The organism is Zobellia russellii (assembly GCF_044597075.1).
Lineage (GTDB): Bacteria > Bacteroidota > Bacteroidia > Flavobacteriales > Flavobacteriaceae > Zobellia > Zobellia russellii.
In genome coordinates this window covers 79,558-106,424 of record NZ_CP139000.1, presented here as the reverse complement: position 1 = coordinate 106,424, position 26,867 = coordinate 79,558, and the positions used below count along the sequence as shown (strand labels likewise).

General features: G+C 37.8%; 22 protein-coding genes and 1 tRNA gene. 11 read left to right on the top strand and 12 right to left on the bottom strand.

Annotated elements, in window-relative coordinates; genetic code table 11:
* Positions 1 to 40: 40 nt before the first annotated feature.
* Together SJY45_RS00425 and SJY45_RS00420 are read left to right on the top strand one after the other, a co-directional pair.
* On the top strand, positions 41 to 769 hold the full coding sequence (locus SJY45_RS00425; protein ID WP_215438793.1) for a phosphatase PAP2 family protein: 729 nt from the start codon (positions 41 to 43) through the stop codon (positions 767 to 769).
* A 182-nt stretch (positions 770 to 951) separates the two neighbouring features.
* Positions 952 to 1,407: a hypothetical protein gene (locus SJY45_RS00420; protein ID WP_400072875.1), complete on the top strand. Its 456-nt coding sequence runs from the start codon at positions 952 to 954 to the stop codon at positions 1,405 to 1,407.
* A gap of 312 nt (positions 1,408 to 1,719) precedes the next feature.
* Here SJY45_RS00420 and SJY45_RS00415 read toward each other — a convergent pair whose 3' ends face one another.
* Complete coding sequence (locus SJY45_RS00415; RefSeq protein ID WP_215438791.1) at positions 1,720 to 1,920, bottom strand: hypothetical protein; 201 nt, start codon at positions 1,918 to 1,920, stop codon at positions 1,720 to 1,722.
* Positions 1,921 to 2,358: 438 nt separating this feature from the next.
* On the opposite strand from SJY45_RS00415, the gene SJY45_RS00410 reads away from it, so the two are divergent.
* From SJY45_RS00410 to SJY45_RS00395, 4 genes are all read left to right on the top strand, one after another.
* A complete protein-coding gene (locus tag SJY45_RS00410) occupies positions 2,359 to 3,528 on the top strand; it encodes a hypothetical protein (protein ID WP_400072874.1) in 1,170 nt (389 codons plus the stop codon).
* A gap of 266 nt (positions 3,529 to 3,794) precedes the next feature.
* Positions 3,795 to 4,241, top strand: a complete 447-nt coding sequence (locus tag SJY45_RS00405) for a response regulator (RefSeq protein WP_215438788.1) — start codon at positions 3,795 to 3,797, stop codon at positions 4,239 to 4,241.
* A gap of 5 nt (positions 4,242 to 4,246) precedes the next feature.
* The gene (locus SJY45_RS00400; protein ID WP_400072873.1) at positions 4,247 to 6,745 is read left to right on the top strand and encodes a PAS domain-containing protein; all 2,499 of its coding nucleotides are present in this window, start codon (positions 4,247 to 4,249) and stop codon (positions 6,743 to 6,745) included.
* Positions 6,746 to 6,989: 244 nt separating this feature from the next.
* A complete protein-coding gene (locus tag SJY45_RS00395) occupies positions 6,990 to 7,274 on the top strand; it encodes a hypothetical protein (RefSeq protein ID WP_400072872.1) in 285 nt (94 codons plus the stop codon).
* A 31-nt stretch (positions 7,275 to 7,305) separates the two neighbouring features.
* Here the strand turns inward: SJY45_RS00395 and SJY45_RS00390 are convergent, their stop codons facing one another.
* Positions 7,306 to 7,494, bottom strand: a complete 189-nt coding sequence (locus tag SJY45_RS00390; protein WP_400072871.1) for a hypothetical protein — start codon at positions 7,492 to 7,494, stop codon at positions 7,306 to 7,308.
* Between the two features lie 346 nt (positions 7,495 to 7,840).
* Here SJY45_RS00390 and SJY45_RS00385 point away from each other — a divergent pair, with 346 nt between their 5' ends.
* Positions 7,841 to 8,278 carry a response regulator gene (locus SJY45_RS00385; protein WP_215438782.1) on the top strand — a complete coding sequence of 146 codons (438 nt, stop codon included), beginning with the start codon at positions 7,841 to 7,843 and terminating at the stop codon, positions 8,276 to 8,278.
* 10 nt (positions 8,279 to 8,288) lie between these two features.
* On the opposite strand, the gene SJY45_RS00380 is transcribed toward SJY45_RS00385, so the two are convergent.
* The 5 genes from SJY45_RS00380 to SJY45_RS00360 all read right to left on the bottom strand — a co-directional run bounded on the left by SJY45_RS00380 (position 8,289) and on the right by SJY45_RS00360 (position 13,837).
* Entirely contained in the window at positions 8,289 to 9,749 is a 1,461-nt protein-coding gene (locus SJY45_RS00380; RefSeq protein WP_400072870.1) for a BLUF domain-containing protein, read from the bottom strand.
* Positions 9,750 to 10,102: 353 nt separating this feature from the next.
* A tRNA-Pro gene (locus tag SJY45_RS00375) sits at positions 10,103 to 10,176 on the bottom strand.
* Between the two features lie 66 nt (positions 10,177 to 10,242).
* A complete protein-coding gene (locus tag SJY45_RS00370; protein ID WP_400072869.1) occupies positions 10,243 to 11,157 on the bottom strand; it encodes an alpha/beta hydrolase in 915 nt (304 codons plus the stop codon).
* A 14-nt stretch (positions 11,158 to 11,171) separates the two neighbouring features.
* Complete coding sequence (locus SJY45_RS00365; protein WP_215441627.1) at positions 11,172 to 11,894, bottom strand: M15 family metallopeptidase; 723 nt, start codon at positions 11,892 to 11,894, stop codon at positions 11,172 to 11,174.
* An 86-nt stretch (positions 11,895 to 11,980) separates the two neighbouring features.
* The gene (locus SJY45_RS00360; RefSeq protein WP_400072868.1) at positions 11,981 to 13,837 is read right to left on the bottom strand and encodes a DUF5060 domain-containing protein; all 1,857 of its coding nucleotides are present in this window, start codon (positions 13,835 to 13,837) and stop codon (positions 11,981 to 11,983) included.
* Between the two features lie 246 nt (positions 13,838 to 14,083).
* Here SJY45_RS00360 and SJY45_RS00355 point away from each other — a divergent pair, with 246 nt between their 5' ends.
* Positions 14,084 to 15,817, top strand: a complete 1,734-nt coding sequence (locus SJY45_RS00355) for an arylsulfatase (RefSeq protein WP_400072867.1) — start codon at positions 14,084 to 14,086, stop codon at positions 15,815 to 15,817.
* Positions 15,818 to 15,925: 108 nt separating this feature from the next.
* Here the strand turns inward: SJY45_RS00355 and SJY45_RS00350 are convergent, their stop codons facing one another.
* From SJY45_RS00350 to SJY45_RS00330, 5 genes are all read right to left on the bottom strand, one after another.
* Positions 15,926 to 16,747, bottom strand: coding sequence for a sugar phosphate isomerase/epimerase family protein (locus SJY45_RS00350; RefSeq protein WP_400072866.1), 822 nt, complete (start codon positions 16,745 to 16,747; stop codon positions 15,926 to 15,928).
* A gap of 77 nt (positions 16,748 to 16,824) precedes the next feature.
* Positions 16,825 to 17,544, bottom strand: coding sequence for a gluconate 2-dehydrogenase subunit 3 family protein (locus SJY45_RS00345; RefSeq protein ID WP_215441752.1), 720 nt, complete (start codon positions 17,542 to 17,544; stop codon positions 16,825 to 16,827).
* Positions 17,545 to 17,546: 2 nt separating this feature from the next.
* A complete protein-coding gene (locus SJY45_RS00340; protein WP_215441635.1) occupies positions 17,547 to 19,265 on the bottom strand; it encodes a GMC family oxidoreductase in 1,719 nt (572 codons plus the stop codon).
* 95 nt (positions 19,266 to 19,360) lie between these two features.
* Complete coding sequence (locus SJY45_RS00335; protein ID WP_400072865.1) at positions 19,361 to 21,472, bottom strand: thioredoxin domain-containing protein; 2,112 nt, start codon at positions 21,470 to 21,472, stop codon at positions 19,361 to 19,363.
* Between the two features lie 73 nt (positions 21,473 to 21,545).
* The gene (locus SJY45_RS00330; protein WP_400072864.1) at positions 21,546 to 22,934 is read right to left on the bottom strand and encodes a sialate O-acetylesterase; all 1,389 of its coding nucleotides are present in this window, start codon (positions 22,932 to 22,934) and stop codon (positions 21,546 to 21,548) included.
* Between the two features lie 180 nt (positions 22,935 to 23,114).
* Here SJY45_RS00330 and SJY45_RS00325 point away from each other — a divergent pair, with 180 nt between their 5' ends.
* From SJY45_RS00325 to SJY45_RS00315, 3 genes are all read left to right on the top strand, one after another.
* Positions 23,115 to 24,434: a Gfo/Idh/MocA family protein gene (locus SJY45_RS00325; RefSeq protein WP_400072862.1), complete on the top strand. Its 1,320-nt coding sequence runs from the start codon at positions 23,115 to 23,117 to the stop codon at positions 24,432 to 24,434.
* Positions 24,435 to 24,638: 204 nt separating this feature from the next.
* A complete protein-coding gene (gene gmd / locus SJY45_RS00320; protein ID WP_215441641.1) occupies positions 24,639 to 25,751 on the top strand; it encodes a GDP-mannose 4,6-dehydratase in 1,113 nt (370 codons plus the stop codon).
* 1 nt (position 25,752) lies between these two features.
* A complete protein-coding gene (locus SJY45_RS00315) occupies positions 25,753 to 26,838 on the top strand; it encodes a GDP-L-fucose synthase (protein WP_215441643.1) in 1,086 nt (361 codons plus the stop codon).
* Positions 26,839 to 26,867: the final 29 nt, after the last annotated feature.

The following is a 26,867-nucleotide window of genomic DNA, read 5'->3' as shown; positions in this document are numbered from 1 at the left end:
AACGTCGTAAGCGTATGTTTAGTTTGACTAAAACTCTAAGATGAAAGAAAAATTATACCAATTAATTCAAAAGTTAAGAGGGTTTCTTGAACTTCACTACAAAAAGTACAGTACCTATTTACCCTATATCATTGCTGTTATTTCTTCTACAGCTATAGTAGTTGGTGGCATTAATTTGTTCGTGGAACTTACCGAAGAATTAAAAAACGAAGTCCTAACTGCATATGACACTAGTATTACGGATTATATAATTTCTTATCGCTCACCAAATCTTACCAATTTCTTTGTATTCATTACCCATGTAGGAGACGTATATGGCTATCTGATTATTCTTGGTCTGGGCGTATTACTTTCTGCCGTAGTTTATAAAAATTGGAAATATGTTTCACAGATTACAATTGTTCTTTTTTTAGCTACGATTTCTAATATGGTATTAAAGCGATTTGTTGATAGAGCCCGTCCGGGTATTGAGCACCTGGTTTCGGTTGAAACTTTAAGCTACCCTAGCGGTCATGCCATGAGCGCAATGGCATTTTATGGTTTTCTAATATATCTATGCTCTAAATTAAAAATGGGCCGACTTTTTAAAATCCCTTTGATTATTCTTTTGGTTGCACTCATATTGAGCATTGGAATCAGTAGAATTTATCTGGGAGTTCATTTTCCTTCAGATATTGCCGGGGGGTTCATAGCCGGATTCATATGGGTTATATTTTGCATAATGATATTTAATCTAATAGACATATTCAGAAGAGATCCAAAAACTTAGTTTAGAATTGGGCGAATTAACGGAGTAATTAAAAATCTCTTCACTAAGTTAAATTCCATTAGACAGTCCATTCCATATAAACAATCACAGTTTACTAATCAACTGAGCTAACATTGTTTTTAATAACATCTATCATTTCTCCATCTGTAGATTAATTTTAGTATAATTAAAATATAGAAACCATGTTAAAAAATATAATAGGTACAACGTTACTCATAATTTGCTTTACAGCGTGCACAAGCACCAAGCAAAAAGCAACAAATAACAACTCCGAGATAGCCCAGAAACAAAATACCGAGACCTCAATTGGCACTACTTCTTCTGATTCCCAAATATCCGGTGGAGCTGCCGCCAAAGCTAACGGAGCTACAGGAGCCATGAATAACTTACAAGCCAATGCGCAACACAGTCAAAACATTACCTCCGGAGATTCGCAATTGTTTTCACATTTGGATATGACAGAAGAACAAATCAACTCCTACAAATCGGCTATAGAAAATTTCGAAAGTCAAAAGCGAAATATGCCAAACGGCGAGATGCTAGGAAGTTTTGAAAGTGAACGCTCTAGACAAATGAAGAATATATTATCTGATGAACAATTTATCAGATATGAAAAATGGGTAGCTGAAAATGAATAATTCTTATTTAGTAACTCAATATACTATTTAGTTCACAGTTAATCTTTATACATTTCCGGACACCTTGTTCCGTATACATTCTTAAATTCCTTTAACTATCTAGTATGGATACCGTGTCACCCATAGCAGGGTGCAGGCAAGGATTAAAAACACAAGTTTTTTATAGATAATTTAATCTATATAGTTGCCTAATGCAGTGTATATGCACGAACCGCTGGTGAACAAAGATTTTATTATATCTCCTTTAGTTCTGCAATTTACGCAGGTATTGCGCAACTCGTCCCCTATCAGCTTTTAACTCAATGAATTTTCTTATGAGGCAGAGTCCAGAACAAAATAAATAACACAAAAAACCATTAAAAAGGCAATTACCATAATGATAGTTACCCAAGGAAAACGGGTTCTAGGAACATTGGTAGTCTGGTTTCTTACTGATCCATCATCTTTTTGCTTAGTAGGCATAGGGGCACTTTCACTAGCCTTCATCTCTTCTTTATTAACTCCAGTACTCATAATCAATATTTAAAAGGTTCATTTTACTTAAAAGCTGGAATTTCAATAGAAAATTCCTTCGCCATGTCTTTTCTAAATTCTTCATTTCTACTGGGAGGCCTTATTGTAAATGCGTTTTTTTTTAATACAAAAAGAAGCAAATCAATTTTTTTTAAGCTGTCCTTTTAGGTCAACAACTATTTTGATAGCGTTTAAAAGAATCACCCTATTCACTAAATTGAAACCAGTTAACCATAATCACCTTAATACAATCCTTGAAGCAGTTATTCTTTTTTTCTATTTGCATAGACTAGTAATTAAGATTAGCTCATTCGAAGGAAAAACCAAACCATGCTAAAAAAAATAATATTAGGTTTCGTTGCAATTGCGATTCTGTTTATTACAGTCGTTTATTTTTCTGTATCCACAACTGAAAAAGAATTTAGCACCTGCAAAATTTTGAATATTGACCAGTTAGAATCCGTAAATTTTCGTGATTACGATTCGGTACTTGTAGCTGCAAGCACTTTATACAAAGGCAATTCATTAAAAAAAATAATTCAAGGAGAACAGTACCGTAAGGTATGGGAAACACCTATTAAAGTTCCTATTGCTTTCTTGGATACTTTAAAAGGAGGTCTTACAATTATTGATGAAGGCGGGGGGCAACAAACCCATTCTTTAAAATTAAAAACCTCCAATGGTACTATATTTACCCTACGGAGTGTTACCAAAAACCCAGAACCTTTAATCCCCGAATTTGCACGGATTCTTGGCTTAGAAAATATTATTGTAGATGGAATTTCCGCTCAACACCCATATGCGGCATTGGTTGTCGCGCAGTTGGCTAAAGATGTGGGTATTTCATCAACTAGGCCACAGCTTTTGTTCATTCCCAAACAATCAACACTAGATAAATATAACGCCAAATACGGTAATAGACTATACTTGTTAGAACACGAAGATTCCGGCAATGCAGAATGGAGTGATATACCCAACACTTGGAAAGTGGTAGATACCGAAGAGCTCCAACTTTTGAAACTAGAGTATGGAAAAAATCTGATCATTGACCAAAACTTATTGGTCAGGTCTAGATTATTTGATCTATTAATTGGGGACTGGGACCGTCATGCAAAGCAATGGGGCTGGATTATACAGAAAAAGAACGACAAACTAAAAGCAATACCACTACCCTGCGACCGAGACAATGCCTTTTTTAAAATTGAAGGTATAGTTCCTACTATTATTTCTAACGAAGTATTTATTCCCGATCTTCAAAATTTTGAAAAGGAAATTGATTATCTCCCTGGACTAATAATGGATTTTGATGTATATTTTTTAAAAGAAATAGATAGGCGAATTTTTGAAGAAGAGGCCAAATATCTCGAAAACAGACTTACTGATCAGAACATTGCAAATGCTTTTAAAGTTTGGCCTACAGAAATATTCAATTTGAAAGGCCAAGAAATCATAAATAAAATACGGGAACGCAAATCAAATATTCATGAGTATGCCATCAAATTCAAGGGTCTGATTGATGACCAACCCTATATTGAGAAACCTTTAAAGGGATCAAAAAATGACACCATTCCCTCTCAACTACACAAATGCTTTGCGTGTTGGCCCTAAGAAACAGCTCCAATGAAATGAATATTATAGAAGTAAATTTTTCAAACTTATATTCTATCAAGTCAAATAAAAATTTATTCGGTTACAAAACTTTTGACAACCTTATATATTTTTATAGAATATATTAATCCAGTTTCCATCTATGAAAACATCTACCACAAGATTAGACGATGATTAGTTCTCTAGAAATTGCAAATAAGCCTAGTCTAAGCGATAACCTATGAGCACTTCCATAAATTTTTAACCTTTCAATTTTCATAGTAACGATGAGTGGTAAAACATATAATATATTTCTAACCGATGATGATTACGATGATCGCCAATTGTTTGAGGAAGCCATAAACGATATTGGTATAAATATCGTTTTCAAATCATTTGAAAACGGTGTTGATTTAATGAAAAATTTACTGGATGCCGAAATACAACTACCCGATTGTATTTTCCTAGACTTGAATATGCCCATGATGAACGGTGAAGAATGTTTGAACGATATTAGGCTAGAATCAAAATTTACGCAGATTCCAGTTATTATTTATTCCACCCTTATAGATTCCAAAAAAGTTCTTGAACTACAAAGCAAGGGCGCGGACCTTTATCTAAAAAAACCGAATACTTTTGACCAATTAAAACTAGCTCTTACAAAGTGCATTGAGTTTATAGATTTTAAATTTCGTCAGGAAGTTTCCTCCAATAATTTTGTTCTCAAATATTAACCTTTATGGAAGCCAAAACGGAACATACTTTTCCATTTATGGAAGGCGGAGGTGAAATGGGAGAACTGACCCGTAACAAAAATTGGGAGTCAACTGCTTTGGGCTCTCCTAGTACCTGGCCACAAAGTTTACGTACAACATTAAGTATTGTTCTAAATTCAAGATTTCCTATGTATGTCTTTTGGGGTCCTGATTATATTGGGTTTTACAATGACGCTTATAGGGTTAGCTTAGGTAAAGATGGAAAACACCCTTCCATTCTAGGCATGAAGGGCAAGGATGCCTGGCCTGAAATTTGGGACACTATATACCCCCTTTTACAGAATGTTTCAAAAGGAAATGGGGCAACATGGAGCGAAAACCAGCTTATACCAATCTACAGAAACGGTACTATTGAAGAAGCTTACTGGACATTTAGCTATAGTCCCATAAAAGAAGAGAAAGGAAAAATAAACGGAATTTTGGTAACCTGTTCCGAAACTACAGCCAGTGTAAAAACAATGCAAAATCTTGAAGAAAGTGAAAGTGATCTTCAGTTTGCCATGGATGCTGCCGAACTTTGTACATGGGACTACAACCCTCTTACCAATAAATTTAAAAGTAACGAGCGTCTTAAAGAATGGTTTGGCCTGCCTATGGAATTCCATATTCAATTGAATGATGCCATAGCCGCCATACAAAAATCAGATCAAGAACGCGTGTCCAAAGCTATTGCTAGGGCACTAGACTATACCTCGGGAGGCAAGTATGATATATGCTACACGATTCAAAATAAAAAGACCAAACAAACAAGAATTGTAAGGGCAGTTGGCAGAAGCTGGTTTAACAATGAAAATATAGCATATCGCTTTAATGGTATTTTGCAGGATATTACCGATGATAAAAAAGCCCAACAAAAAATTCAAGATAGTGAAAAGAAATTCCGGAATCTTGTTCAGGATGTGCCTGTAGGTATCGCTATAATCAATGCCAAAGACTTTAAGGTTGAGTTAGTAAACGATAAGGCTCTGGATATTTGGAATACAAATAGAAATCTTGCTGAAGGAAGGTCCATTTTTAATGTTTTAACAGAGATAGAAGCAGGTCTTCGTCCCATTTTTGAAAACGTTATTCAAACGCAGACTGCTCAGACGGGTATGGAATACCCATTTAATCTGGTGCGTAACGGGCAGACAGTTACAGCCTATTTCAATTTTATATTTAGCCCCTCAATTGATGACAAAGGTAATGTTGCCACAATCTTATGCGTTGCATCAGAAGTAACGGAATCCGTTATTGCACGTCATCATGTTTTAGAAAGTGAAGCCGAATTTCAGAATTTAGTATTACAGTCACCCATTGCTATGGGAATATTACGAGGCACCGATTTAAAAATCGAGATGGCCAATGAGGTATTATTGAACCACTTTTGGAGGAAGAAAAAGAAAGAGGTTTTGGGCAAAAATCTTCTAGAAGTGTTTCCTGAGCTTAATTCTCAAGAATATCCTACCTATCTACGCTCGGTTATTAAGACCGGTAAGCCTGTGTCTGTTAAAGAGTCTCATGCCATTGTAGAAAGCAATGGTGTTAGAAAAGAGTATTATGTAGATTTTGATTATATACCTCTTAAAGAGTTAGACGGTTCAATCTCCGGGGTTATGTTAACGGTTACAGATGTAACCAATAGTGTAGCGGCAAGACAAAAGTTAGAAAACTTCTCAAAGGAACTTGAGCAACAAGTACTTGAAAGGACAGAATTATTAAAAAAGGCAAATGAAAAATTAGAAGATACCGTACGAGAGCTGGAGAAGAGTAATGATGAGTTGGAGTCTTTCGCCTATATTTCAAGTCATGATCTTCAGGAGCCCCTGCGCAAAATACAGATGATGAGCAGTCGCATATTAAAAATGGAATCCGAGAATTTGTCCGAGAAAGGTATGCAATATTTTGACCGAGTTATATCGGCTGCAGAACGTATGCGAACCCTTATTGAAGATTTATTGGCCTTTTCAAGAACCTCTAAACAACAAGAAGAGTTTGAAGTTCAGAATTTGACATCATTATTAGAACAGGTAATTGAGAACCTCTCCGAAAAGATTGAAATGACCAATACCCAAATTACGTACGATGAACTTGGCGAAGCAAAAGTAATTCCCTTTCAAATAAGACAAGTTTTTCAAAACCTAATAGAAAACTCAATAAAATTTGCAAAGATAAATACTCCTCCACAAATTGATATCAAAGTAAAAACTATTCATGGTTCCAAAATAAAAAATGTGTTATTGGATTCTGAACTTTCCTACCAAGAGCTCAGTTTCCACGATAATGGTATAGGTTTTGAAAAAGAACATGAGGAGCGAATTTTTGAGATTTTTAAAAGACTACATGGTAAGTTGGAATACCAAGGAACCGGTATTGGCCTAGCTATTGTTAAGAAAATTGCGCTTAATCACAATGGTGCCATAACCGCCAATAGCAGCTTAGGTGAAGGGGCTATTTTCAGACTGTACCTTCCGCTTGCTTAAGCCCGCGATATTGAAAAAAAAATAAGATAATTACAATTTTATTTTCAGCGAGCTTACTAAAAACATTAATATTAAGCTTAGAGAAGATAGAATTGAAATTAAGCAAAGAGAACCTGTCCCAATTGCAAGAACGCGTGTACATACAGCTATGGGATACTGTGAAAACTGGCTAAAATGGAGCTTTACATTAGACGACCCAAAAATTTAAAATAGTATTTTACCTGATTGTGATAATAACGAATGGTTGGAGGTAACCAAAAATAGATTGGCCCTTAATATTATTGATACTGATGGACAGTTAGACATACAACCTCTATCAATATATTCTGCATCAGGATATCAGGTTGTATATACTCGGGTACAAGTAATAAGTGAAACCTGGTATACCTTTGCCCTTGAATGGTTTGGGGAGGAACATATTGATTTAAGCGATAATATCCTAAGTTCTATTCTTGGTGATGAAAAATTGCCCTTAAAACAATCAATGAGCTATGCTGCATTTTTCAAAAATAAAATTTCCAATTATTAAATTTTAGAAAATGTATAGTGTAGGTATTGAGCTACTCGTTCAATTTTCCATTAGTCTTTGCACTATCTATATTTACGGTATCCGCTCCAAGACGTTCTTCGCTTTTCCATTTTTTTTCTCGTTCCATGGCCTCTTGTTGTGTTTCCTTAACACCATCCATAGCACTTCCCGGGGTTGACGACTTTTCCGTACTTTCTCTGCATGAAGTTATTAGAAACATAAATAGTGTAAATACACATAGTAGTTTTGGAGTTTTCATCATCACTGTAAGTTATAATTAGACTTTAATACTTACACGAAATTTAATGAGATAGCTTTTTGATGTTTAACTATATCAGGTGGAAAACTATCTGAAAAAATTGTTTGCTATCATTATCATATTACGAAAAGGGTTTGCCCATAAATCTGCTCTAAAATAAAATAATGAGTTCCAGTTTTAAAGTGAAACAACCTGTTTTACGGCAATCCGAATAGTGTTATATATTTATCGTATATTGTTATAAGAGGCTTACTAAAAATACTACATTTATTTAGTGAGAAATCACAAATACCCCAAAATCACATTTATGAACAACTACAGTGTTTTTAGTCCCTTGGCGTATGCAGATGATGATGAAGATGACAGAATGTTCTTTGCGGAAGCCATGCAAGATATTTTCCCTGAGATAAATATGGAAATATTTCCTAATGGAAAATTACTAATGACCCATATATTGAATACTTTATCTGCGGGTATACTTCCTAAGGTAATTTTTTTAGATTTAAATATGCCCGTAATGGACGGGTTTGAGTGTTTAACACATCTTAAAAAAAACCAATTACTAACTAAAATCCCGGTTGTAATCTATTCTACTTCCTCATCGGAAGAAGACCGACGGAAAAGTTTAGAAATGGGAGCCTTATTTTTTTTGACAAAAGAGACCTCTATAAATAAAATGCACAATCAATTAAAATTGGTGATAGACGAATTGTTCAAAAGAAAGAAAAATCTAAAATTGGTGTAACTAATAGAAGTCAAGCGGCGGAGTTATCCGTATGGACTTTTATAATATTTCTAACTTTTCTCCATAAGTTTTCAGAGTCTATAGCACTATTGTCCAACTTACCCAAAACATTACTTAGTTCTAAACTCTTGGCACTTCCTTGAATTTGCACATCTAACACACCCTCGTCACTAATTGTTGCCAATGCCCAATTTTTAAATTCCCGTCTTATTTTGTAACCTTTCCACATCACCTTAATATCCTTATGCCTCTCATCGTTCTTGATATTATCAAACAACGTTAGAATATCCTTTTTGGGACCTTCAATAATTTGGAAAAATATATTACGGTGATAAATGATACAGCCAGTTATATTAAATTCGGGGTTTAAGGATCTTGCCGTTTTAATAATAGCATCAACATCCTTTCCGCTAATAGTATCTACAGCTAATGAGCGGTAGCTTATATCAAAAAGTAAATTGGCGTCTTCAAACCTCTTTTTATAAACACTTGGGCTAAACCCGTACATATCCAAAAAAATCTTAGAAAAGTAACTTTTACTTTGATAACCCACCGCAAGACATATCTCCGAGATATTCATTTCGGTTGAATGCATTAACTCCCTGCTGTGTTCCAAACGAAGTTTTGTGAGATATTCATTTGCAGAATACCCATACAGGAAACGAATTCCGCTTTGAAGCTTTTTTGGTGAAATACGCAAGTGGAGGCTGATATCATCTATGGTAAATTTATCGGCAATACGCTCGATCACATAGTCACCAACATGGGTTATTCTGGAAAGCTCAGATTTAGTTAAAACAGGTCGAAATTCTTCATTATTACGGTCATGTTGATGTGCCTCTAATTGCGAACCCAACATTCTGAGCACAGTGCCTTCCGTAATTAATCTACCAACCACGTCTGTGCGTAAATTTTCAACAATGATTGAGGCGTAAGTTCCAATCCTAGTATCAATGTCACCAAAATATCTATACGGGTGTTTACTAGTTTTATTATCAAAGTTCGCCTCCAACTCCTGAAGAAGTCTTTTTTTACTAGCTATATTCCCCTCTGCCAATTCCTTAGGATTGATAATAATATAACAGCATTTATATGCAATATTACTTGGTACAATAAATTCTGAGCTAGTATTAGGTTCACTAACAATAATAAAATTTTGCCCCTGCCTTATTTTCTTATGTTCAGGTTCATTAGGAAACTTCTGCAATTGGTGACCTGATACGTTATACCCAAAGTAATAGGGCCTATCCTCGGAGAAGTTCATATTGATTACTAAATTTTGGGTAAACTCAATATTATACACCCATGCCGTAAGACCTGGCATCAACTCATATAAACTTACGTACCCTTTACCATGCTCATTATCAATTGACATTTTGGCTGCACCCAAATTTTCAATGAGGTCGCCATCATAGTAAACTGAAAATTGACGTAGCATTTCCAAGGGATTATCTTCCCTTAATCTCAACATAATTTTTTCTTTAAAAATAAAATTATTGTTGAATAAATTTTAACGCTATCGAGAAAAATTAACGTTATTGAGCAATGTAAATGTCAACTTGGCATTTATAAAGTGTAAATATAAATCCAGCATATACTCCCTTATGAAAAAAAATTACCTGAAAATCTTATGCAAAACTACTCTAAATGCATATTTAAATTTAAAATCATCCAAAGTGCTATAAAACCTACTTTATTCAAATAGAGATGTTTTACAAAAAGGGAGAGTAGAAACTTTTTCTCATTAAAAAACAAAAAAAGCCAGTAAAAATTTACTGACTTTTGTGTTTTTACATTAAAATCGTATTTAAACACCTTAATTTGTCGGGATGACAGGATTTGAACCTGCGACCACACGCCCCCCAGGCGTGTACGCTACCGGACTGCGCTACATCCCGAAATTGGATTGCAAAAATATAAAAGTTAAGCAGATATTCTCCTATCTTTTAAAAAAAATGCAATAACTACTCTAGATGCTCCATCCAACCGAACAAAAGCTCTGGCCAAGTTCTTAAATGCACATCTGCCAACCCCAAGGCAAAACCATGTCCGCCGCTAGGAAATATATGTAAAGCGGCCGGCACATTGTGATCAACTAATGCTTTGTAAAACGCTAGGCTGTTTTCTACTGGCACGGCTTTATCATCCGTCGCATGCAGTAGAAAGGTAGGTGGAGTATTGGAGGTCACATGTTTTTCATTACTAAAACGATCAACCGTTTCCGGTTTTGGATTATTGCCCAACAAATTATTCTGAGAGCCTTTATGTGTAGATGATTGATTAAAAGTAATAACCGGATAGCACAAGGTTAAAAAATCCGGTCTCGCACTTAATTTATCGGCTTCATCAATTGCAGTGTATACTTTTTCATCAAAATGAGTTCCTAGAGTAGAAGCTAGATGTCCGCCGGCCGAAAATCCCATAGCACCAATTTTATTTGGATCTATATTGAACTCCTCTGCTTTGCTCCGCACCAGTCGTATTGCTCGCTGGGCATCTATCAAAGGAACATTTTCTTTATGGGTCTGCGATACAGATGATGGTAAACGATATTTGACAACGATACCTGCAATTCCTTTACTGTTCAAAAATTTTGCAATATCTATTCCCTCCCAGTCATATGCTAAAATACGATATCCTCCTCCTGGAAATATAACCACAGCCTGACCATTGGCATTTTTTTTTGAAGGCAGATACACTTCAATCGTAGGGTCTTGCACCTTGCTTATACGCAAAATATCCTCCCTAACATGCTCCTCTTTTTCATCCGAAGCTATATAATTGGGTATCTTATCTTTAGGCCACAACGGTATTATAGTGTCTTGGGAAAAGGCGTTTGTACTCATTATTAAAACGGTAAAGAATATTAGTCTTTTCATTTTGATTTTTATCATTAATTACAATCCCATTTAAAATTTGCAATAGGATATTTATGCGCCCCTTCTAAATTATAATGCCACCATTCCGTTCTAGTGGACCAAAACCCATGCTTCTCCATAGTTTCTTTTAGCAGTTTTCGGTTATCCAGTATCTCTTTTGGTAGATTAAAATTATCATGATATGCTCGCTTTCCAAAGAAATCAAAGTCGGTTCCCATATCCAGTTCTTCACCTTCCAAGGTTTCCAAGGTAATATCTACGGCTCCACCTTTGTTATGTATGGAGCCTTTTTTTGGATTGGCTACATATTGGGGATTGGGAACTATTTTCCACATTTTATATTGTACTGAATTTGGCCTGTAACAATCAAAGAACTTGATGCGAACCCCATTCTTTTTGAAATCTTCATTTGCCTTCAATAGCGCCTTAACCGTTATTACCCGGGTATAGCACTCTGCGCAATCATAGACCTTTTCCTTAAGAAAATTATTCTTGGTTGCATAACGTAAGTCATAGGCAAACCCATCACTAAAATCGGCTAAGCGAACAAAGGTGGTATCCGTCAAATCCTTAAATGTCCTGAAAACCTTTTGCGGAGCTGGTTTTTCCTTGACCACCGTATCAATCTGGTCTATACTTACTTCTGTATTTTGCTCTATGTTCTTTTTAGTTTTTGGGTTTTCCCCACATGAAATAAAAAAAAGTATTAGGGTAAGTACAGTATAAAAATTCCTCATAAAAATAAATTATCGGCCTAAACTATATTACATAGGTCTTAGTATAGATTGATGTAAACCGAGTTTCAGATTATATATGCAAGATATTACTTTCTAGCAATTACAATTACCCAATCTTTTTCTTTTTGTCCATTGTAGGCGGATAATTCTACACTGTTGGGTTTAGTAATTTTCCAACCTTCGTTCTGTTTATCATAAAGCATACCTCCTGCTTTTGGGTCATAAAAAGCAATGGTAAAGGCCCCATCACCAATGGCAAGGTCCGTAGTTTCATTTTTCGGAAGGTACACTAGATAAATCTCATCCTTTTTAGCAAAGCAGTACGCCTTGTTATTACTTACCAACTCATCATGATTTTGCATGGTATGGAACGGCAAGTGGTCTTCAAAGAACTTTTTGGCATTATTGGTAATATCCCACCAAGCATCACGAGCCCTAAAATCCTCGGCCGAAATATCATTATTGGGTGTATCTTTTCCCCCAAAGTACCAAGAAGTTCCTGCCGCCCCGGACATTAAACTTCCCCACAGACTACTGTGCATAACCATATCATGGTTATTATTTGCTGCAGTGTCCGTTGTTATACCAATATCCCAATGGCCAATTTCATCAAGATATACTACCCAAGGTTTCTTTTTCTTGGCTGATAAATCTATCCACTTCTTAACTTCTTTATGCACTTCTGTAGTGTCATACATCTGTAAAGAAGGGATTTCAAAATTGCGATGCCCCAACATAGGGGTAAACGTTTCCTTAATAGGATCCAAGGGCCTACCCTCTCTGCGCTCTCCAGTAACCCGAACGTGATTATGAACAGCTATAGGGTGATTATAAGGGTCTATTTTACGAATATAATCCGCATAACTTTTTAGTTGTTCCGGACTCCGGTTGGTCTCTTCTCCCAAATTCCAAACAACTCCCAAATGATGACCAAAACGGGCTACGAGTTCTTTATAGAAAAGTTTTCGCTCTAACCCCAGTTCCCCTTTGTTCAATATGGTATCGTTCTCCGTTTCTTGGGTAAAAACGTTCATGGCCATTCCTAGCTGGTCCATATGGGTGAAAACAACTTCCCACTGGTCCAGCTTACTAATATCATAGCGCGTTTGTTCCTTGGGTGCAATCCAAGGCCAGACATCATTTCCATCTCCATTTTCATTCATCACCAAAAAATAAAGACTGTTCATTCCTTTTTCCGATAAATAATTAAGAGCCCCAATTATTCCTTTACCATTGTAGAAACCCCATACCGGATCAGAAGTCTTCCAATCATCAATATGTGATGCATATTCATGAAGGCCATCATTTAATGTTGGTGTGGCCGGACCGCCATTGTCAAATGTTCCATCAAATTCCGAATAGGCCAAGAAGTTTTCTGGGCTACCTACTCCATTTTTCAAAAAAGGTTTTTGGTCCTCACTGCACTTAAGAAAGTGGGTTCCATCGTAAGTCAACTTTCCTGTACTATAAAATCCTTTTGCTGTAGAATCTACGGGCTGTATCTCAAAACTTCCCTTTACATCCCAAATACTTTTATTTTTCTTTGGTAAGGAGAACTGCTTTACGGCAATGTTTTCACCCTCCATCAAATACGCCTGAAACTTCCAATTTCCAACGGTATTGGGAGAAAATTTAACTCGCCATTTATTTCCGGAATCCGCACTTGTATCCGCCGCTTCACCATCTCCTGCAAAGTAACCATGTACCATATACGTGGTATCCTTATTTGAAAATTTTGCAAGTAGCGAGTAATCTAAAAAGGGACTTATAGAGTCTGTTTCCGATACTTCAGGGCCATTAAAAGTCAATGTCACGGGCTGCCATTTACGCAAAGAACCCTCCAAAACATAATTTTTGGAAGATTCCATATCCGAACAGGAACAGAACAGTAACATAAGGGCATAGAACCCTAGGGGAAAATGCTTAAAAAAGTGGGAACACATAAGTAGTACGTTGAATTTAAATCATCATAATATAAGTATTTTTTTTCATGGAAAAATCTATTTCATCTTCAAATTTCTATTTGGTTTTATCACTATATTCATGAGCTGTTAGAGTTATATCTATCGAAAAAAAATAAGCTCCTAACCATATTCTTCTTTTAAACTATACGCATGGTACTACCTCAATTACTTAAAATATCCGTCTTGTGCATATTTAGTTTATCGTTTGTAACGTGTAAGGGTGATTTGAACAAAACTGAAAAAAACACCAAAACTGACCGTTCTACCAAACCTCCCAATATTATTTTGATTGTAACGGATGACCAAGGTTGGGGCGATTTAAGTAGTAGTGGAAATACCAATCTAGAAACCCCGAATATAGATGCCATTGGCAAATATGGGGCTTCTTTTGAAAATTTTTATGTACAACCGGTTTGCTCCCCTACCCGTGCAGAAATACTTACCGGAAGGTATTTTCCTAGAACGGGTGTCTACTCAACTTCTTCGGGAGGTGAGCGGATGGATTTTGAAGAAACTACGTTGGCGGAAATCTTGAAAAAATCAGGTTATAAAACCGCTGCCTATGGCAAATGGCACAACGGCATGCAACCGCCTTACCACCCCAACTCACAAGGTTTTGATGATTTCTACGGATTTGCCTCCGGTCATTGGGGAAATTATTTTAGCCCTATGCTGGAGCATAATGGCGAAATTGTAAAGGGAACAGGTTTTCTTGTAGATGACCTCACCGACCATGGCCTTAATTTTATTGAAACGAACAAGCAAGACCCTTTCTTTCTATATCTACCGTACAACACGCCCCACAGCCCAATGCAAGTACCGGATGAGTACTGGAATCGTTTTACCAAGAAAGAACTCAGGTTATATTCCGATGATAAAACCAATGAAGACATAGATTTTACAAAGGCGGCATTGGCCATGGTGGAAAATATAGATTACAACGTGGGCCGGATTACTGCAAAATTGCGCAAATTATATCTTGATGACGACACTATTGTAATCTACCTTACGGACAACGGCCCAAATAGTTTTAGGTGGAACGGTGGCATGAGGGGTAAAAAAGGTTCAACGGACGAAGGTGGGGTACGGAGTCCATTATATATACAATGGACAGATGCTATCCATCCCGGAAAAAAAGTACTGCAACTTGCTAGTGCCATAGACATCTTACCTACTGTAACCAGCATGCTAAATATCTCTACTGATAAGACCAAACCCATTGACGGTAAGGATCTATCTCCTTTATTGTTCAAAGATGACCCCAGTTGGGAAGACAGACCTATCTTTAACCATTGGAACGGCCATACCAGTGTACGGACTCAAGATTATCGGCTGGACAACGAAAACCGTCTATACGATATAAGAAAAGACCGAGGACAAACCAATGATATTTCAAAACGATTTCCGAAGCTTGTTGATTCATTAATCAAAGCCAAGGAAAATTGGCTAACAGAAGTAAATCCGTCTACTTTAGAAACTGACGATAGGCCTTTTACTCTTGGCCATCCTGATTTTCAATTTACCCAACTACCCGCACGTGATGCTATTGCCCTCGGAAATATTAAACGAAGTAATAAGTACCCTAACGACACATTTCTTACCAATTGGAAAAGCAAAAAGGACTCGATTACTTGGGACATTGAAGTTCTTGCCGATGGACAGTTTGAAGTTCAATTATTCTACACCTCTCCAGAAAAAAATATTGGCTCCATTATAGAACTTGGTATGGGTAACAGTAAAATTGCCACTAAAATATCCGTAGCTCACGACCCTCCCTTAAGCGGCGCAGAAAACGACCGGATACCAAGAATGGAATCTTATACAAAAGATTTCAAGCCTATGAAATTAGGCACTATGATTCTAAAAAAAGGAAGAGGAACGTTAACTTTAAAAGCTCTAGAAGTTACTGGAGACGAAGTTGCCGATGTCAGGCTTTTATTGTTTAAGCGAATAAATTGATTGCATTAAACTCTTTCCGAATCTATAAAAGGGTATTGTTTTACCAAGAAATAAAAAACCCTGCTTAAAAGGCAGGGTTTTTAGTTTATAGCATACTCTTGGCCTTGTTTACTTATCCAAGCTTTTTAAATATTCCAAACTTTGAGGTACCTGTTCAACTACACTAGACGATTCATCCTCAATGAACACATACTCAATACCCAATTCCTTGGCTTCAGCAACGATTCCCGCAATATCTATTTGGCCTTGACCTAAAACCACATTAGTTTCATGGTCTTCCTGTCCCGTATTATTACCCTTTACACCTTTTTCCATATCCTTAAGGTGAAGAAGTGTAAACTTGGATTTATATTTTTTCATCAATGCTAAAGGGTCTGCACCACCGTGTTGCGCCCAAAACACATCCAGTTCAAAAGTATAATCCGTAGCGTTTTGAATCATATAGTCAAACAAAGTTCCATCTTCATAAGGTCTAAATTCATACCCATGTGGGTGATAGGCCAAAGTAATACCGTTCTCTTTTAGTATTTTACCCGCTTTATTGAACACCTCCGAAGCATGTTGGGTCTCTTCTAAATCCCATTTATTGTCATCATGTGGAACCCAGGCACACATAACATACTTAGCTCCATATGCTTTAGCGTTCTCCACTACTTGTTCTACATTCTTTTCCAAATCTCCAAATTTGGCTCCTACGCTTACTACATCAAGACTATTCGTTTTCAACAACTTCTTGAATTCATCTAAAGACAGACCATACGTTTCACCACCTTCAATTTTGGTAATGCCCCACCCTTGGATGGTTTCCAAAGTACCGGGCACATCTGTTTTAAACTGATTACGTAAACTGTACAACTGCAGCCCCACTTCTTGCGCCGATAGCGATACCGTAAAAAGAGCAGTTGCAATAAAAACATTTAGTTTTTTCATTTTCTATATATTAGTTGAAAGCTGAAACTTTCTAAAGTTTCAGCTTTCCGTTAAAATTCTATTCTACCAACCCCTAGCTAGGTCAATAAATTTCCTTGTTCGTCCCATTCCGCAATATCGTTCCTTTTGCTTTGGTCCACGCATTTTGCAATCCATTCCGGGTCATATTCCACTCCGTGTTTTTTAAGCACCTCATCCGGCACGCCGTCCCATACATTGGGGGAGTTACCTTTATAACCCAAGTCGGCAATACCTACTTTTGAAGTATAATATCCGGTAACCACCAAGTTTCTCATTAACGCAAAAAACTGGATTTCTAACGGTTGGTCGTCCAGCGGCACCTCCAAATCGTGGTTACAAATGGTATCCAAAATTTGCTTTTGTTGCTCCAAACTTGCACTTTTAAACTCTACGCCGTTATCCGTATTGGATTTATGATCCAACCACATTAACCCGCCCAATAGCGTATTCTGCATTTGAGGTATATCCTTACCAATAAACTCAATAAACTCAGGAACATCGGCTTCAATAGGCCCTCCGTGCGGTTCTTTTGGAGGAAGGATTACCGTACTCAAAACGGCAATGGTTTCCATTTCATGCTCATTGAACAATTGTTCTGCATTCAACTTCTCTACGCGCTCCAGCTCTTTGGGTGTCCTTCCATAATAATTGGTATCCGTAGTAACGGCAGTTTCCGGTATTGCTGGCTCCGCACCTTCGGTCTTACATCCGTGAAAGGCTATTGCAGAAGCCCCTGCACCCAAAATCATGGTCTGTATACTCTTTCTTCTGTCCATCATTAGAGATTTTGTTGTTTCAGTTGTTCAATAATATAATCCGATGCCCTCCACGATAGGGCCAAAATAGTCCAAGTACAATTTTTATCAGCCTGCGAAACGAACGGTCCAGCATCAACTATAAAAACATTGTCTACGTCATGTAATTGGTTGAACTTATTGGTTACCGAAGTTTTAGGGTCGTTACCCATACGGGTAGTACCTACCTCGTGTATAATTTCTCCCGGAGCATGAAGGCCGTAATCTTTATCTTTACCTGGTTTGTTCAAATAGATTCCGCCCATATTGTGTGAAATCTCTTCAAAAGTATCCTGCATATGCTTGGCCTGACGCACTTCAATATCGGACCATTTATAATTGAACTTTAAAACGGGAATACCATAATCATCTACTGTGGTAGGGTCTATCTCACAATAATTCTCTTTTACCGCTAGACCTTCTCCTCTACCGCCAAATCCTACTATTGCACCATAATACCGCTTAACGTCTTCCCTAAGTTTATCTCCATATCCGCCGGTAGGTTTCCCCACCAGTTTATTGAAGCTATCCTGATCAAAACCAAAACCATAATTAGGTTGTCCCATTCCGCCCCAAACTTCAATATGGTACCCTCTTGGGAATCCTAACTTCTTATTATCTCCCCACCATGGACTGTATACGTGCATACCTCCTACACCATCTTCGTTATAGGATACGTCCCTGTCCATTAAGTCCGGCACGAATGCCATACCACTACTACCTGTGGAATCATGCAAGTATTTACCAACAAGGTCACTGCTGTTTCCTAGTCCGTTAGGATGTTGTTTACTTTTACTGTTCAATAGAATTCGTGCAGAACTACAGGCCGAAGCCGCAAGCACCACTACCTTACCCCTTAACTTATATTCCTTTCTATCCTCTTTGTTGATATATGATACGCCAGTAGCTCTTCCTTCTTCATTTGTGGTTACTTCACGAACCATGGCATTTACATAGAGTTTTACTTGACCCCCATTTTTTTGCGCTGGAAAGATTAAACAGCTACCTGCCGAGAAATCTGCATAAACGGAGCATGATCTATTACATTGACCACAATAAAAACATACCCCACGTTCATTGTTAATACGCTTGGTAAGCATTGAAAGTCTTCCCGGAATAACCGGAATACCTGACTTCTTAGCTCCTTTTATGTAGAAAAGTTCATGTAGCCTTGGTTTAGGAGGAGGAAGAAAAAAACCATCGGGATCGTTCTCACGACCTTCATTGGTGCCGAACACCCCAATTAATTTATCTACTTTATCATAATATGGTTTTACATCTTCGTACCCAATAGGCCAATCCTCTCCATAACCATCTCGCGTCTTGCCTTTAAAATCCAATGGTCCAAAACGTAGTGAAATCCTTCCCCAGTGGTTGGTACGGCCACCGAGCATCCTTGAACGCCACCATTTAAAGGTGGTACCTTCCGCATGTGTATAAGGTTCTCCATCTACGTGCCAATCGCCATAGGACATATCCCATTCCCCAAAGGCACGGGTGGTACCCGCTCCACGACGTGGTGAGTCATAGGGGTTTTTCAATTGGGTCATTGTTTTTGGGTCTGCGGGGTCGAAGAAAGGGCCGGCTTCTACTACAGCTACCTTTAGTCCGGCATCTGCTAGTTGTTTCGTGGCCATACCACCACCTGCCCCTGAGCCTACGATGATAACATCGTATTCTTCCGGGTTTTCCTTAATCTGCATAAATTGTTAATTTTTGTTAGTTTGTTGCCACAATTTATAAATAAAAAGTGTTTACGCACCACTTTTTTAACAATCGGCTTGTAAATTCTGGTGATTTAAAAATTCCTCATTTGACCAAGTGCTTCATTTACAGTTTTTACCGGCAATTTACAGGTGGTATTTTGACATACATAAATAAAGGTGCCATCTGCAACATAGCGGTCTTTAAACAGTGGGGAACTACTCTCAGATTTACTTCCGACCACCAAAGCATTTGCCATTGGAATTTCATTTAAGGCCTTTACCAGAACAGGTGCATCCTTGCCCACTACGGCAATCTCAAAATAAGGGTAGGTATTGTTAAGTAACAGTGCGTTCCATTTGGAATAGCTAGGGGCGCTTTCTATAATAGCGGGTACCATTGCGGATAACATCTGTTTGGACTTGTTGGTAAAATCGACATTATATTCTATATGTCCTAACCTAAAAAGATTATATGCCATTACAGCATTAGGGGAAGGCAGCACTCCGTCATCCGTTTTAATTATTTTGGCGATAAGGTCGTTACCCTCATTATAATGGTACATTCCTGAAGTTTCATCAGCAAATTCGGTTTCTGCAATGTGATTCAGCTCTTTGGCAAAGTCAAGATATTGTGTATCCAATGTTACCCCATACATTTGTAGCGAAGCATCTATCATGAACGCATAGTCTTCTATAAAACCTTCTTTGCGCTGACTTCCTTTTTTAAACGTATGAACCAGCTTTCCGTTTTGATAAGAATTGGATTTTATAAAAGTGAAAACACTTTTTGCCTTATCTAAAAATTGCTCCTGACCAAAAGCTTTATAAGCATCTACAAAACCGTTTATAAGTAACGCATTCCAAGACGTTATAATCTTATCATCACTCCTAGGGCGCACTCTTTTATTCCTTGCCTCCAACAACTTTTTGTTCCATTCAGACTTTATAAAATTCAGTTTGCTTTGGTCTATATTATGCTTTTTCACGAACGCAGCGTCATCTGCCTTTCTATGTAAGACATAGTTTTCATGTTCCCAAATAGCCTCTTTTTTAATTGTATAATATGCTGAAAAAAGTTCAAATCCATCTCCTAAAACCGACTTTAACTCTTCTTCCTTCCACACATAGAATTTTCCTTCTTCCCCTTCGCTGTCCGCATCCAAAGCAGCATGGTATCCGCCATTTTCATCTTTCATTTCCCTATCCAAAAAATCTACGGTCTCCCAAACAATATTTTTATAACTATCATCTTTAAAAACAGAATATGCTTTTGAATACAGGCTTAAAACTTGGGCATTATCGTACAACATTTTTTCAAAGTGAGGTACCTTCCAAAAAGCATCTGTACTGTATCTGTAAAAACCACCGCCGATCTGATCATATATTCCCCCCAGAGCCATTTTATCCAAGGTATTTCTAACATGAGTTTTCGCCTTATCGTCATTTGCCAAATCTGCATAATCCAATAAAAAATTTAGATTAGAAGGAATCATAAACTTCTGGACACCCTTTTCACCTCCTCCTTGGGCATCCCAATTCTCTTTCCAATTTGCAACGCTGGTTTTTAAAGCCTCTTTGGTAATGGCATCAAACCCTTTTGCTGGTTCAATGAGGTTGGCCTCTGCAATACCGGCAGCTACCATATCCGAATACTCTTCTGCTTTCTTGGGATCATTTTTATAAAGCTCACTGATTTTCGTTAATACTTTTTCCCATTGGTCCTTGGTATGGTATGTTCCGCCATAAAGAGGTTTACCATTTGGTAAAGTAATCACGTTTAAAGGCCAACCTCCATTACCGGAGATTAATTGCAATGCGGTCATATATACTTGGTCAACATCTGGACGTTCTTCTCGATCCACTTTAATATTTATAAAATTGTCGTTCATGATTTTCGCGACTTCTTCATTTTCAAAAGTTTCTTCTTCCATGACATGGCACCAATGGCATGAAGAATAACCAATACTCACCAGGACCAGTTTATTCTCTTTTTTTGCATCATCTAAAGCCTCTTGGCTCCATGCCCTCCAATTTACCGGGTTATGAGCATGCTGTAACAAGTACGGACTCGTTTCATTTGCAAGGGCATTGGTATATTTATGTTCCGTTGCTTCTTGCTTCTCTTTTTCCCTTTTACAGGAAACAACAAAAAACATGGCCAAAGCCATAAAACCGGTCCAAATACTAGAATATCGTAAGGTCATAATATTATTCTTATTCCGTGAGAACTAAATCACAATGGGAGTTATAATTCAAAAAAAAAGCGGGAGGTCAAAGTTACTCACTTATAAAAGCCGAGGCTGGTAAACCAGCTGCATTAAAGAGATTAGGTTCTGCAATATTGTCCCATGCAAACCTTATTTTTAAAGGTGCTTTCACCTCTTTGGAGGTCAAAATAACCTTATTCCCTTCAATTTTCGCTTTCGCGGGATGAAATATTCCGTCTGCTCCCGCAATTTCAAAATAGCTTTCCTTTTTATCGGTAAACATGAGTCCATCTGCATGGTCAAAAATCACTTCAATCTTTTTCCATTGCAGGTTTACCTCCTTAAAAAGGGGACCATACACCTCTCCATCATAACTATCATAGGTTTCTTTGAGCGCCAAATTTGCCAGACGAAGACCTACGTCCTGTTTGTTCGTAGGGTGAATATCATCAATTGTAGCAATATCGCTAACCACTACCATTCCAGAATTTGGTATGGTTTTCAAAACACGTCTCTGCACATCTCTTATCATAACACCTTGTTCGGGTTCGTTATAATTAAATGGTGCTATCTGCACATAGTAAAATGGAAATTCAGAGCCCCATGCGTTTCGCCAAGAACTTATCATTTCCGAAAAAAGTTTACCGTAAACATTGGCTCTACCTCTATTGGATTCTCCTTGATACCAAATTGTTCCGGCAATTTTGAACGGAGTAATGGCATGAACCATTCCATTATATAATTGCGAGGGCGATACAGGGCTCCACGGCGTTTCTTCAAGACCCTCAGCAGAAAGTTTTAAATCTTCATGGGCGTCAAAAACCGATTTTGGAGTCCAGACCTCTGCTGGCGAACCGCCCCATGCATTATCTATTAAACCAATAGGCACATCTAGTTCGCCCTGTAACCTTCTTGCAAAAAAATAGGCTACAGCACTAAAATCTTTCATAGTATCCGGGGTACATACTTCCCAAGACCCTGGAATATTTTCTTGCGGAAAATCTGATGTACGCCTGGCTACCGTAAAAAATCGAATATTAGGGTAATTGGCATTTTTTATTTCTTCCTCGGCATTATCAATACCCTTGTTTGTTGTTGCACTCCATTCCATATTGGACTGTCCCGAAGCCAACCAAACCTCACCGATCATGACATTTTTTAACCTTATTTGATTTTCATCACCTTTAAACGTAATGTTATACGGGCCACCTGCCTCGGGAGTATCTATTTCTAATTTCCATTTGGCATTTATGGTGGCCTTTACCTTATATTCTTTATTATCCCAACTTGTAAAAACAGTTACTTCCTCACCCGTATTTCCCCATCCCCAGAACAAAACTTTTTCATTCCGTTGTATCACCATATTATCGGAAAACAGGTTGGGCAATTCAATTTTCGCCCAAATCGATTGGCATGACAACATCAATAAAAAAGCAACAATAAAAAATCTAAATTTCATAAAAATCGGATATTAGTTGGATCAAGATTTAAATATACTATTTTCTTAAAGTACCCCAATACTATAGTGTTAATTGTAATCATTTAAATATCTTTAGAAAGCGAACCGAACCTAAAAGCTATGTACACGAGAAACAATTCTATAAGCCGGAGAAAATTCATTAAAAATACTTCTAGTCTAATGGCCCTATCCACCTTTGGAGCATACGGACTAGATTTTGCTCATAAGGAAAAAGCCTTTAGAGTGGGGCTTATAGGTACAGGTTGGTATGGAAAGAGTGATCTTTTCCGGCTTATGCAGGTTACGAATGTTGAAGTAATTTCCCTGTGCGATGTAGACCGGCATATGCTGGAGGAAGCGGGTAAATTGGTTGCGCTTCGCCAAAAATCAAAAAAGACTCCCCGTCTGTACACCGATTATAGAAAGATGCTCGCCGAAAAGGATTTGGATATTGTTCTTGTGGGAAGTCCAGACCATTGGCATGCTCTGCAGGGTATAAATGTCTTAAAATCCGGAGCTCACCTCTATCTTCAGAAACCCATAAGTGTAGATGTAATGGAAGGGGAAGCCCTTGTTGCCGCAGCAAACAAATACGGAAAAGTTGTGCAAGTGGGTACGCAAAGAAAGAGTACACCCCATTTGGTAGAAGCCAAGAAGAATATTGTAGATGCTGGATTACTGGGTAAAATCTCTCATGTAGAAATTTGTTGTTACTACCATATGCGAGCCAATGGCAATCCGCCTGTTGTGCCGGTACCTGATTTTTTTGATTATGATATGTGGACAGGCCCAGCCCCCTTGAGACCATTTGACGGTTTACCTCACAGACGCTGGTGGCGTACTTTCATGGAATATGGTAATGGTATAACGGGTGATATGTGTGTACATATGTTAGATACCGTACGGTGGATGCTAGATTTAGGTTGGCCAAAGAAAATAAGTGCTACAGGGGGCATTTATGTTCAAAAAGAAGGGAAGTCCAACATTGCAGATACACAAACCGCCGTTTTTGAATTTGATGAGCTTGATTGCATTTGGAACCATAGGTCCTGGGGAACACCTGCCGACCCTGAATATCCCTGGTCTTTTAAACTTTATGGAGAGAACGGAACACTCTCCGGAGATGTAAAAAAGTATGATTTTGTACCTCATGGTGACGGTAAGAAAATACATGGCGATGTTATCTACGAAAGAGAAAAGTACCCGGAGGACTTAACGGAAAATGATATTGAACTACATGCAGCACCGGCCACAAGGGCCCACATGCTAGATTTCCTACAAGCTATAGAACATAAAACACAGCCTGTAGCCAATATTCAAGAAGCCCATATTTCTACTGCTAGCTGTATCCTGGCCAATATGGCCATGGAACTAAACAGGCCATTGGTTTATGACCAAAAACAGTTGTCCGTGGCAAATGACCCTGAAGCAACAAAACTTCTTCAGCGTGGTTATAGGGAAGGTTGGGAACATCCGCTTCCAGAGATGTTCAAGGAATAAACATTTTCCTGATTCCTATGGAAAACCTATGTCGGTTACAATTTTTATTATAAAACCGATATCAAAATATGGGTTTCTCAAAGTATACACCTTGCTACCTTAATATCCTTATTTTTAGATAATTTTGAGGCAAATCTTACTTGTCTAAAGATATAATTCTACATCTTTGCCACTATAAATAAAAAACCATTAGAACTCAGCATTATGAAAAAATGTTTGATTACAGGAATTACAGGTCAAGATGGAGCATACTTGGCTGAATTTTTACTAAAAAAAGGATATCAAGTTCACGGACTAAAAAGAAGATCTTCTCTTTTTAATACTGACAGAATTGACCATTTATACCAAGACCCACATGTTGAGGGAAGAAACCTTCATTTGCACTATGGCGATATGACCGATAGTACAAACCTTATACGTCTTATTCAAGAGATTCAACCAGATGAAATATACAACTTGGCCGCAATGAGCCACGTTGCCGTTTCTTTTGAAACTCCTGAATATACTGCAAATGCAGATGGCATAGGTACATTACGTATCCTAGATGCCGTGCGTCTTTTGGGTCTGGAGAAAAAAACAAGAATATACCAAGCTTCAACTTCTGAGCTATACGGAAAGGTGCAGGAAGTACCACAATCGGAAACCACTCCGTTCTACCCTCGTAGCCCATATGCTGTTGCAAAAATGTATGCATATTGGATTACGGTAAACTACCGTGAAGCATACGGAATGTACGCATGTAACGGTATTCTTTTTAATCATGAATCCCCTATTCGTGGAGAAACTTTTGTTACTCGTAAAATTACAAGAGCCGCTTCCAGAATAGCATTAGGTCTTCAAGACAAAGTTTACTTGGGTAACCTTGATGCCAAAAGAGACTGGGGCCATGCCAAAGATTACGTTAGAATGATGTGGATGATCCTTCAAGCTGACGAAGCTGAGGATTGGGTAATTGCCACGGGTAAAACTACCACTGTTCGTGATTTTGTAAAAATGAGTTTTGCTCAGGCAGGAATAGAAGTTGCTTTCTCAGGTGAAGGTGTTGATGAAATAGGAACTGTAGTTTCTTGCAGTAACCCGGATTACCAAGTAGAAATAGGAAAAGAAATAGTTGCTGTAGATCCAAGATACTTTAGACCTACGGAAGTTGATTTACTTATTGGAGACCCAAGCAAAGCTAACAACAAACTAGGATGGACTCCTAAGTACGATTTAAAGGACTTGGTTGAAGATATGATGCAAAGCGATTTAAAATTGATGAAGAAAGACACCTATCTGAAAGATGGTGGCTATCGTATCATGAACTATTTTGAATAGCATGAACAAAGACGCAAAAATTTATATTGCAGGACATAGAGGTCTTGTTGGTAGTGCCATTCTCAAAAAACTGAAAGCAGATGGTTTTTCAAATTTTGTTTTGAAAACACATGCTGAACTTGATTTGACGGATGCTAATGCCGTTGCCACATTTTTTGCCGAAGAAAAACCGGAATATGTTTTTCTTGCTGCGGCTAAAGTGGGCGGTATTGTTGCCAATAACACCTATAGGGCAGATTTTATTTACGCTAATCTTATGATTCAGAATAACGTGGTTCACCACAGTTATTTAAACAACGTAAAAAAACTGTTGTTCCTAGGAAGCACCTGTATTTACCCTAAGGAGTGTCCTCAACCCATGAAAGAAGATTACCTTCTTACGGATACTTTGGAATACACCAACGAACCATACGCAATTGCTAAGATTGCAGGTATTAAATTGTGCGAGAGCTACAATTTACAGTACGGAACAAACTTTATTTCCGTTATGCCTACAAACCTCTACGGCCCCAATGATAATTTCGATTTAGAGAAATCGCACGTGCTACCCGCACTAATTCGAAAAATGCATTTGGGCAATGCTTTAGAGACACAAGATTGGGACAACGTTAGAAAAGATTTGAACGAACGTCCAATCGAAGGTGTAGACGGTAATGCTAGCGAATCCGATATCTATGCTATTCTTGAGAAATACGGTGTTAAAAAGACCGGTAACGAGATTAGTGTGGAAATTTGGGGAAGCGGCAAGCCTATGCGCGAATTTCTTTGGTCCGAAGATATGGCCGATGCGTGTATATTTATCATGAAAAGCAGAAATTTTGAAGACACCTATGCCACTGGTGAAAAAGAGATTCGCAATACCCATATCAACATAGGTACAGGTAAAGATCTTTCAATTCGCGAGCTGGCAGAATCAATCAAGGAAATGGTAGGGTTTAAAGGTTCTTTAAATTTTAATGCCGATAAGCCAGACGGCACCATGAAGAAATTAACCGATGTCTCCAAACTACATGGTTTAGGTTGGAAACATAACATTGACCTTAAAGAAGGTATTGAGAAAATGTACAGCTGGTATCGTTCAGCATAACTGCTCAAAATCTATTGACATAAAAATCC

Bases quoted from the DNA above. Each gene is read 5' to 3' on its own strand.
- SJY45_RS00400 (WP_400072873.1), top strand. From the start codon at position 4,247: ATGGAAGCCAAAACGGAACATACTTTTCCATTTATGGAAGGCGGAGGT.
- SJY45_RS00390 (WP_400072871.1), bottom strand. From the start codon at position 7,494: ATGTTTCTAATAACTTCATGCAGAGAAAGTACGGAAAAGTCGTCAACC.
- SJY45_RS00340 (WP_215441635.1), bottom strand. From the start codon at position 19,265: ATGCAGATTAAGGAAAACCCGGAAGAATACGATGTTATCATCGTAGGC.
- SJY45_RS00325 (WP_400072862.1), top strand. From the start codon at position 23,115: ATGGCCCTATCCACCTTTGGAGCATACGGACTAGATTTTGCTCATAAG.
- SJY45_RS00360 (WP_400072868.1), bottom strand. From the start codon at position 13,837: ATGTGTTCCCACTTTTTTAAGCATTTTCCCCTAGGGTTCTATGCCCTT.
- SJY45_RS00385 (WP_215438782.1), top strand. From the start codon at position 7,841: ATGAACAACTACAGTGTTTTTAGTCCCTTGGCGTATGCAGATGATGAT.
- SJY45_RS00315 (WP_215441643.1), top strand. From the start codon at position 25,753: ATGAACAAAGACGCAAAAATTTATATTGCAGGACATAGAGGTCTTGTT.
- SJY45_RS00370 (WP_400072869.1), bottom strand. From the start codon at position 11,157: ATGAAAAGACTAATATTCTTTACCGTTTTAATAATGAGTACAAACGCC.
- SJY45_RS00425 (WP_215438793.1), top strand. From the start codon at position 41: ATGAAAGAAAAATTATACCAATTAATTCAAAAGTTAAGAGGGTTTCTT.
- gmd (WP_215441641.1), top strand. From the start codon at position 24,639: ATGAAAAAATGTTTGATTACAGGAATTACAGGTCAAGATGGAGCATAC.
- SJY45_RS00405 (WP_215438788.1), top strand. From the start codon at position 3,795: ATGAGTGGTAAAACATATAATATATTTCTAACCGATGATGATTACGAT.
- SJY45_RS00330 (WP_400072864.1), bottom strand. From the start codon at position 22,934: ATGAAATTTAGATTTTTTATTGTTGCTTTTTTATTGATGTTGTCATGC.
- SJY45_RS00335 (WP_400072865.1), bottom strand. From the start codon at position 21,472: ATGACCTTACGATATTCTAGTATTTGGACCGGTTTTATGGCTTTGGCC.
- SJY45_RS00345 (WP_215441752.1), bottom strand. From the start codon at position 17,544: ATGGACAGAAGAAAGAGTATACAGACCATGATTTTGGGTGCAGGGGCT.
- SJY45_RS00420 (WP_400072875.1), top strand. From the start codon at position 952: ATGTTAAAAAATATAATAGGTACAACGTTACTCATAATTTGCTTTACA.
- SJY45_RS00350 (WP_400072866.1), bottom strand. From the start codon at position 16,747: ATGAAAAAACTAAATGTTTTTATTGCAACTGCTCTTTTTACGGTATCG.
- SJY45_RS00415 (WP_215438791.1), bottom strand. From the start codon at position 1,920: ATGAGTACTGGAGTTAATAAAGAAGAGATGAAGGCTAGTGAAAGTGCC.
- SJY45_RS00380 (WP_400072870.1), bottom strand. From the start codon at position 9,749: ATGTTGAGATTAAGGGAAGATAATCCCTTGGAAATGCTACGTCAATTT.
- SJY45_RS00365 (WP_215441627.1), bottom strand. From the start codon at position 11,894: ATGAGGAATTTTTATACTGTACTTACCCTAATACTTTTTTTTATTTCA.